Origin of the sequence: Nitrosomonas halophila (genome assembly GCF_900107165.1) — a bacterium.
In the GTDB taxonomy this organism is placed as follows: domain Bacteria; phylum Pseudomonadota; class Gammaproteobacteria; order Burkholderiales; family Nitrosomonadaceae; genus Nitrosomonas; species Nitrosomonas halophila.
On sequence record NZ_FNOY01000091.1, the window covers coordinates 1 to 8,792 of the forward strand.

At 57.4% G+C, this 8,792-nt stretch carries 8 protein-coding genes; 6 read left to right on the forward strand and 2 right to left on the reverse strand.

Translation table 11 applies throughout. The features are described from left to right. A partial coding sequence (locus BLV85_RS13545) for a hypothetical protein (RefSeq protein WP_218132853.1) occupies window positions 1-630 on the forward strand: 630 nt, incomplete at its 5' end. A 625-nt stretch (window positions 631-1,255) separates the two neighbouring features. On the opposite strand, the gene BLV85_RS13550 is transcribed toward BLV85_RS13545, so the two are convergent. After that, window positions 1,256-3,277, reverse strand: a complete 2,022-nt coding sequence (locus BLV85_RS13550) for a metallopeptidase domain-containing protein (RefSeq protein WP_090415771.1) — start codon at window positions 3,275-3,277, stop codon at window positions 1,256-1,258. A 577-nt stretch (window positions 3,278-3,854) separates the two neighbouring features. On the opposite strand from BLV85_RS13550, the gene BLV85_RS13555 reads away from it, so the two are divergent. Genes BLV85_RS13555 through BLV85_RS13570 form a run of 4 tightly spaced genes read left to right on the forward strand, consistent with a single transcriptional unit; the run spans window position 3,855 to window position 6,484 of the window. Continuing rightward, entirely contained in the window at window positions 3,855-5,159 is a 1,305-nt protein-coding gene (locus BLV85_RS13555; RefSeq protein WP_090415772.1) for a M16 family metallopeptidase, read from the forward strand. Then, window positions 5,156-5,731 carry a 16S rRNA (guanine(966)-N(2))-methyltransferase RsmD gene (gene rsmD / locus BLV85_RS13560; protein ID WP_090415773.1) on the forward strand — a complete coding sequence of 192 codons (576 nt, stop codon included), beginning with the start codon at window positions 5,156-5,158 and terminating at the stop codon, window positions 5,729-5,731. Before BLV85_RS13555 ends, rsmD begins: the two co-directional genes overlap by 4 nt. After that, a complete protein-coding gene (gene coaD / locus BLV85_RS13565) occupies window positions 5,724-6,197 on the forward strand; it encodes a pantetheine-phosphate adenylyltransferase (RefSeq protein ID WP_090415774.1) in 474 nt (157 codons plus the stop codon). The genes rsmD and coaD overlap by 8 nt, the downstream gene beginning before the upstream one ends. A gap of 17 nt (window positions 6,198-6,214) precedes the next feature. Further along, window positions 6,215-6,484 (forward strand): YfhL family 4Fe-4S dicluster ferredoxin, encoded by a 270-nt coding sequence (locus BLV85_RS13570; RefSeq protein ID WP_090415775.1) that lies wholly within the window; start codon window positions 6,215-6,217, stop codon window positions 6,482-6,484. Here the strand turns inward: BLV85_RS13570 and BLV85_RS13575 are convergent. Next, complete coding sequence (locus BLV85_RS13575) at window positions 6,453-7,169, reverse strand: YggS family pyridoxal phosphate-dependent enzyme (RefSeq protein ID WP_090415776.1); 717 nt, start codon at window positions 7,167-7,169, stop codon at window positions 6,453-6,455. The genes BLV85_RS13570 and BLV85_RS13575 overlap by 32 nt on opposite strands. A gap of 289 nt (window positions 7,170-7,458) precedes the next feature. Here BLV85_RS13575 and BLV85_RS13580 point away from each other — a divergent pair, with 289 nt between their 5' ends. Beyond that, entirely contained in the window at window positions 7,459-8,520 is a 1,062-nt protein-coding gene (locus BLV85_RS13580; RefSeq protein ID WP_090415777.1) for a type IV pilus twitching motility protein PilT, read from the forward strand. Window positions 8,521-8,792: the final 272 nt, after the last annotated feature.

Consider the following 8,792-nt stretch of genomic DNA (forward strand, 5'->3'; position numbering starts at 1 on the left):
TCAATGAAACCTTGGCAAAGTCGTTTCGCTGGACTTATATTGGCAAACCTTTGCTCGTATAGGTTATCGGATATATTTCGGATGCTGGGTACTAGTGGCAACTTTGCCGAACTGAGCAATATCGGTGGTTTTTGCTGGAATCCCGATGAAGGTGGAGAGGAAGAGTGCTTCCAGGACGAAACCGCCTGGGCCGCCAATGGCAATGAGCCAGGCTCACTACGCTACACGGATAGGGGCAACTGGGCGACCTACGTGGAGTACAGTGCAGGCAAAGAAGTCACCCTGTTTGCTGGTCAACATATTAACGTCGGCACTGTGACCTTCAGCGCCCCAGACGGGAACATTGTGACGATCACCATCAATCTCAGCGGAGACTGGGTATTTGGCATCAACTACGAGCTTGACGAGGATGGCAATCTCAAGCTGGACGAGGACGGCAATCCGATCCGCGACAACAACATCAAGGTTCAGGATTATGAAAATGCTCCAAGTGGAAATCCCGCACCCGGGCTGTTCATGTGGAAAATAGTCGGCAATGGTCAAGAAGGTGAAATTGAAGTTCCTTTAAACCATTTCTACGGAGTGCATGTGGATGTGGCTCTGCCGGTGGAATGCCCTACCGACGAGTAACTGGATTGAACGGCCACGGGGCGATGGATCGGATGCCTGTAGGTTTGACCGAGGACAAAAGCCAACGGACCTGAGAAATGATTTATACCGGGGTTCGGCCTATGCCGAACCCCGGTTTTTTTGTGTGTAGCAGATTATCAGAATTATCCCTTGCCGTCATTGCCGTCTCCACAGCCTTTCATGCTACCAGCTGTGGCCGTTCGAAGCCGGTGGTGCAGAAGTATTACCAGCCTCGCCGTGGGTGCTGACCGAATAACTGCAGACGTTGTATTGTTGTCGGCAAAGCCGGTGTTGGTCACGTTCACGATAACCTCCGTCATCACAATAGAACCGTGTAGCTAGCAACGCTGGAGAGTGCGTCATTTGATGCCAGATCTTGGCTATGCAGCATTATTTCCGTTCAGTATCTCTGCCCCAGCAAACAATTTCTACGGCGTTCATGTCGATGTCGAACAAGCACGTCCTTGCCCAGAGAATGAGGTTGAAGAAGAAGAGTAGTATTATTTTCAACCCAAAATGATTTAAACAATCAGGCCACGATACGGTTACTATCTTGTCAACCGCATCGTGGTTATTAGTTTGCCAACAGCTTGTAAATCCAGCAGTCATGGCAAACTGACAGCAATCATTTCCTCCCTCCTCCGTTGCCATTACCATTACCATTACCGTTGATGCTGATCACTACCAGCACCGGACTCGACAGGGCCGAGGTATTGCCGGCAGCGTCGCGGGCGCTGACCGTATATTCATAACTGGCACCTGCTTCCGTCGCGCTGTCGCTAAAGCCATTGCTGGCGGCATGGCCGATCAGTGCGCCATCGCGGTAGACCGGATAGTCGGCCACGCCCGAGAGCGCGTCGCTGGCAGCCTGCCAGCTGAGCGTGACCCGGCCCTGCCGGTTGACCGAAGCGCTCAAACCGGCCGGTACACTCGGCGGTGTGTTGTCGATAATCAGCATGGCGCCATCCTGACCAGAGAATGCCGGCCCTTCCATTCCAGCTGCGTGGACCGTCAGCGGATAATGCCCCTCCGCCAGCTGGGTATCGACCGCCAATGCGCTGCTGCCAGACTGGGATGCCGACAGCGTCAGCTCGGCCGGCGACAGCCAGCCGTTGACGTTGCCACCCGCGTATTCGAGCGCGATGGTTCGCTCATTGCAGCCGCTCATGTCCTGGTTGGTCACATTGACCGAAAATCTGGCCGTCTCGCTGGCACGCAGCGCCAGCGTTGTGGGGCTGATCGAGAGAGCCGGCGCGGCGGTGACGCAGCCGAAGCTGACCTGCACCGAGGCATGGCCGCTGCCTTGCGACAGCTGAGTGAATGCAATACCATTGACAGAATCGACAAAGGTTTCGCCATCGACCAGGGTTCTGATATGGGTGGTAGCGCTGTAGCCCGTCCCCCGGTAACGATGAATGTTGACACCACGGGTATAGGTGCTCGAAAGCTGATTGTACTGGCCGATAGGCTGGCGATAGGACAGATAGTAAAAATCGTTGCTATCGGGCTTGGCGACCTTGAGCATGAACGGCGCACCATGAACGCTGGCCGGATCGAGCCCAATGGCGGCCAGGTTGAAAGTGCCGCCCGCGACCACCGTCGATATCGTCCCTGGTACATTGGCATACCAACCCATTTGATCGCTGTGCGCGGCATTGAACACGTACCAGCTGCTGCTTGAAGTTCTCATTGGATCTGAATAGTCACCGTAAACGTTATTGATCACGGAATCGTTTTCCGGATCTGTGCCGGCATGCGCCATGCCCAGGTTGTGACCGAGCTCGTGCGCGTAGATCATGCCGGTCTGTCCGGCGATCCAGGCGCGGCAGAAAGTGCCGCAACCGACGTTGGCGATTCCCGCCCAGGAGCAGGCAGGCAGTTCGGCGGTGCGCGGCAGCACGAAGACACGATGACGGTACAATGAAAGATCGACGCCAGCAGCCTCGGCAGCCGCTTCGGCAGCAGTGGCCCAGTTATAATAGCTGCAGGTCGAATTGTCATAGTTGATCGTATAAGGCCCGAACACATCCGGGCTGCCATCGCCGTCGGTATCGGCCAGAAAACGCATTTGCCCCCAGGACGCTTCGCGATACAGACCATCGACTGAACGGGTATTGGTAAACATATGACCGGCCACCTGGGAAGGAGAGGTATAGGACGAGGTTTTGGCGTTGGTCAGGTCGACCAGGATCACGACCGCCCTGCGTGTGTCGACCGTTTCGGCTGCGGCCAGGCCGGAGGGTTCGTAAGTGAACGCCTCCTTATCCGGATCCTGCTTTTTGCCGCGCAGCGGCGCTTCCTCCTGCAGGCTCTCGACCCGGAACCTGCCGCCCATCGACCGGCCTTTCACCGTAATGCGCTGGCCACTGCGCAAATGCGCGGGTGGCATGCGCTCAAACTGCAGCGGGTACCAATCGACGCCGTTATCGTCGCGCAAGAAATAGTCGGTTTCAAAATGATTGTGGTCGAAGTCTTCCTTGATGATGACATCGAGCTCCCCCGAGATTTCGCTGGCAGCGGCCGCCATCAGCATGCCGGACAGGCCCGGCCCAAAGCCCACGAGGACAAGGAGCAGCGCCAGACCTTTGCGCAAACGGCTGACCAGCCGCTGACGACAACTGGATATGGATCTTGTTGAATTGGACATAAGATAATTTCCCGAAATGGTTGCTGAACAGGTTTCCAGGCAGCCCTACCCGTTAAAAACCAAGGCGCCAGTTCAGTTATCGAGAAAATGCCTGTAAAACTTGATAGGTCTTCCTGCAATGCTCAGCGGGAAGCAGGTCGGCCTGATCCATCGCCGATTTTATGGTGCGCAAGCGATCCTGCGCTAGTACGCCGTTCCGTCAATTAGCTTACAAATGAAATCGATGGATTCGCCTGCCAGGCTAGGCGCAAACCGCAGTCATAGCCGTAGCTATGGCGAGGATTTGCAACAACGCATGACAGGCGAAGGCGCGATTTCATGTAAGCGGTTTGGCGGAACGGAGTACTAGAAGGCTGCAGCCGCTAAAAATGAGCGCACTGGTTCTAAACTTTTTCACCCGCCGCATGATCTATATTTGGATAATTTGCCCAACAAAGATAAGATAAAAGCCGCAGACTGCCCGGACCGGCGGTCACTTGCAGGCCGGTTTCTGATTTAGCCAGCAGATGGCGCGTGATCTGGCATCCGTGCAATGAGGGCGGCAAGAACCTATTCAACAAAAACAGCAAGAGGATTTATGCGATTTCTTCAGCTTGTGGTGATTCTGTGGATCGGGCTATATGCCCAGGGCGCGCTGGCATTCCTGCCGATCCAGCACTGGCAAACGGCAAATGGCGTGCGCGTCTATTTTGTTGAAAACCACGATTTACCGATACTCGATATCAGCATCGACTTTCCGGCAGGCAGCAGCACCGATACACCCAAGACATCCGGCCGCGCCCTGCTGGCCCAGCGTCTGCTGACCCTGGGCGCTGGTGGCATGCCGGAGGACCGGATCGCCGAAACGCTGGCCGATGTCGGCGCGCAGCTCGGCGGCCAGTTTGACCGCGACCGGGCCGGCTTGTCCTTGCGCACCCTGAGCAGTCAACCGGAACGCGACCAGGCCCTGGACGTGCTGACACGGGTCGTGCAGCATCCGGAATTTCCCGAACCGGTCGTGGACCGGGAGCGCACCCGTTTGATCGCCGCGCTCAAAGAAGCGGACACCAAGCCGGAAGTGATTGCCGACAGAGCCTTGATGCAAATGCTCTATGGCACCCATCCCTATGGTCTGCGGGAATCCGGCGAGCCGGAGACGCTGGCTGCGCTCACCCGCCAGGATCTGGCCGATTTCTACCGGCACCGCTACACGGCCAGTCAGGCGGTGATCGCGATCATCGGCGATATCCAGCGCGGCGAAGCGGCCCGGATTGCGGAATCGCTGACCAAGGCTCTGCCAGCCGGCAAAGCACCCGCCAAGCTGCCGCCCGTCAAGGCACCGGCACCCCGGACGCAGAAAATCGATCATCCGGCCACCCAAAGCCATATCCAGCTGGCCTACCCCGGATTGACCCGCGATGATCCCGATTATTTCCCACTGCTGGTTGGCAACTACATCCTCGGTGGCGGCGGGTTTGTTTCCCGGCTGATGGAGGAGATCCGGCAGGCTCGCGGGCTGGCTTATGGCGTACGCAGCGCGTTCTCGCCCTTCAAGGAACAAGGGCCATTCGAGATCAGCCTGCAGACCAAAAAGGAGCAGGCCGAGCAGGCGCTGCAGCTGACCCGGCAGGTCCTGCGGGAGTTTGTTGAACAGGGCCCGACCGAACAGGAATTGCAGGCCGCCCAGCAGAACCTCGTCGGCGGATTTCCGCTTCGCATCGACAGCAACCGCAAGATACTTGGCTATCTGGGCATGATCGGCTTTTATCAATTGCCGCTGACTTACCTGGAAGACTATGTCAAGGCGGTGGAAAAAGTCACGCTGGCACAGATCAAGGATGCCTTCCAGCGGCGCATCGATCCGGCCGGCATGGTCACCGTGGTAGTGGGTGTTGCGGATTGACACCCAAATCCCCGGCTTCGCCAACCGTAGCCAACAAGGTCCGCATCATCGGCGGGGCATGGCGCAGCCGTCTGATCCGGTTCGCCGACAGCGCCGCGCTGCGGCCGACCCCGGACCGGGTGCGTGAGACACTGTTCAACTGGCTGGGGCAGGATTTGAGCGGAAAAACCTGCCTGGATCTGTTTGCCGGCAGCGGCGCGCTCGGTTTTGAAGCCGCCTCGCGCGGTGCCCTGCAGGTGGTAATGGTCGAGCGCGACAGACAACTGATCCGCGGCCTGCGCACGGCAATCGACCAGTTGCATGCCACGCAAATCGAGCTCGAACATAGGGATGCGCAGGCATTCCTGCGTTCGGATGACAGGCAATATGATGTGGTCTTTCTCGACCCGCCGTTCGCATCCAGCTTGCTGTCCGAAGCGCTGGCGCTGCTGCCGCCCCGCTTGGCGGATCACGCTGTGGTCTATGTGGAATGCGGCGCGCCGTTCTGTCCGGAGGATGCCTGGTCGATATGGAAACAAGGCCGGGCAAGCCGTGTTTATTATTATTTATTGCATTTAAAACAGGATGGATAAAGCCATTTACCCCGGCACTTTCGACCCCATCACGCGCGGGCATGAAGATCTGGTGCACCGCGCCTCGAAACTGTTTGACGAGCTGGTGGTGGCCGTCGCAGCGGATAGCGGCAAGTCGCCTTTCTTCTCGCTGGATGAACGGGTGGCGATGGCCAGGGCCGTCCTGGCGGATTACCCCAACGTCAAGGTGATGGGCTTTTCCGGTCTGTTGATGGAATTTTCGCGCCAGCAACAGGCCCGCATCATCGTGCGCGGCCTGCGGGCGGTTTCCGATTTTGAATATGAATTTCAGCTGGCGGGCATGAATCGGGGTCTGTACCCCGATGTGGAAACGATCTTCCTGACGCCCTCCGAGCAATACATGTTCATTTCTGCCACCATTGTGCGCGAAATCGCCCGTCTGGGCGGGGATGCGAGCAAGTTTGTCCACCCGCTCGTTGCTGAACAGTTATACAAAAAAAGATGACAATTTGAGAGGAAAAAATGGCATTAATTATTACCGATGAATGCATCAATTGCGATGTATGTGAGCCGGAGTGTCCCAACCAGGCCATTTCCCAGGGCGAGGAAATCTACGAGATCAACCCTGACCGCTGCACCGAATGCGTCGGTCACTACGATACGCCGCAGTGCGTGGAAGTCTGTCCGGTCAGCTGCATCGTGATCGATCCGGACAGAACCGAAAGCCAGGCACAGCTACTGGAGAAATACCGCTCGCTGACTACTGCCGGGAACCCAGCTCTTCAGGAATAGCATAACGGCGTTGCCCAAAAATCGCCGTGCCGATTCTGACGATGGTCGCGCCTTCGGCGATCGCGTTCTCCAGATCCTCCGACATGCCCATCGACAGGGTGTCGATGTCGAATCCCTGCTGCTGCAGTTGCTCGAAAATCTCGCGCAGCATTTGAAACTGTTCCCGCTGCAATGCCGTGACAGCGGTCAGCTCGGGAACAGCCATCAGGCCGCGCAGCTGCAGACGCGGCAAATCCCTGACGAAGGACGCCAGCTCCAGCACCTTGTCCGGATCCACGCCACTTTTGGTGATTTCCCCGCTCACATTGACCTGCACACAGACCTGCAACGGCGGCAAGGACTCCGGCCTGGCCGACGACAGGCGGGTGGCGATTTTTTCGCGGTCGATCCCGTGCACCCAGGCGAAATTCTCGGCGATCGGCTTGGTCTTGTTGCTCTGAATCGGCCCGATGAAATGCCATTCTATCGGCAGATCCGCCAGTGCGCGGACTTTCATCAACCCCTCTTGTAGATAATTCTCCCCGAACACGGTTTGTCCGGCTTCCCAGGCCTCTCGCAGATTTTCGGGGGGATTGGTTTTGCTGGCCGCGAGCAACTGGATGGTGGCTGGGTCGCGTCCGGCTTTGTTGGCGGCATCGATGATGCGGGCTTTGACAGTTTCCAGGCGTGAAGCAATCGTGGTCATGGTTTACTAGATAATGAGTTGAATATACATAGGATAATATGCCTCTCTACCATCTTCAGCAGCTGCATGCCGCGCCGGGTGCAGGGCATGCGCCACACCGAAACAGAAAATGATCCAGAGGCGCACAGGATAACGCAAATATGATGGCGGGAAGCGGCAGCTTCTCTGAAAAGCTGCTCAATGTTAATCGATTTGTTCCGTTTCAAATCGAACTGGTCCGTGCGCCGGGCCAGAACAACCCTCTCGATCGATCCGCACCTTCTGCCAGCGGGTGCCACAGGCATTGCTTATGAACATAGTAGAGTTACTCTCCTTTGCGGTCAAGAATCATGCTTCCGATCTGCATTTATCCGCAGGCATGCCGCCCATGATCCGGCTGCACGGCGAAATCCGGCGCGTCAATCTGCCAGCCTTGGCACCCACGGCCGTGCACACCATGGTATCCGGCATCATGAACGACAGACAGCGCAAGCAGTATGCCGATTCACTGGAATGCGACTTTTCCTTCGAAATTCCCGATCTGGCGCGCTTCCGGGTGAATGCTTTCCATACCAGCCGAGGCGCGGCGGCAGTCATACGCGCCATACCCGGCCAGGTGCCCACGCTCGAAGCACTCGGCGCACCCGGCATCCTGGCCGAGATTGCGCAGCAGACACGCGGCATTGTGCTCGTCACGGGGCCGACCGGCTCTGGCAAATCGACCACGCTGGCGGCCCTGGTTGACGCGATCAACGACAAACAGCATGGCCATATTCTGACCTTGGAAGATCCGATTGAATTCGTCCATCAGAGCAAGAAATGCCTGATCAATCAGCGCGAAATCGGCCGTGATACGCACAGTTTCAGCAACGCCCTGCGCGCGGCGTTGCGCGAAGATCCGGATATCATCCTGGTGGGCGAAATGCGCGACCTGGAGACCATCCGCCTGGCCCTGACTGCTGCGGAAACCGGTCACCTGGTGCTTGCGAGCCTGCATACCAGTTCAGCGGCCAAAACGATCGACCGGATTATCGATGTGTTTCCAGGCGAAGAGAAGGGTATGATCCGCGCGATGCTGTCCGAATCCCTGCACGCGGTCATTTGCCAGACTTTGCTCAAAACCCGGGCGGGCACCGGGCGAGTGGCTGCGCATGAGATCATGCTCGGCACCCCGGCCATCCGCAACCTGATCCGGGAAGGCAAAGTGGCCCAGATGTATTCGACCCTCCAGACCAGTCAGGCGATTGGCATGCAAACGCTGGATCAGCACCTGGCCGAATTGGTCAAGCGCGACGTCATTTCAAGCGCTACAGCGCGCAGCGCAGCCGTGCACAAGGATCATTTCGGGCATGCGCCCGCACCGACCCTTTGAACGAATCGCCAAGCCAACATGCCGCTTGAGGCATCCAGCATCAAGGCCAGATTGGCGCTGGGTGGGCTTGCCGCGCCACGCCTGTGGCTCGCAACTCGGACCGGGTGCGCTTGCACACCGTCAAACGTTGATCGCCGCCAGCAAATCGCCTTGCATCACAAAAAACTGGTGCACAAGTGCACCCTTGTATATTAATAGTGAGCAGCAAACTTGCTCAACACTGTAAAGTAACAGCGTTTTCTGGGGAAGCCGTTGCACCCTGAGGTCTCGAA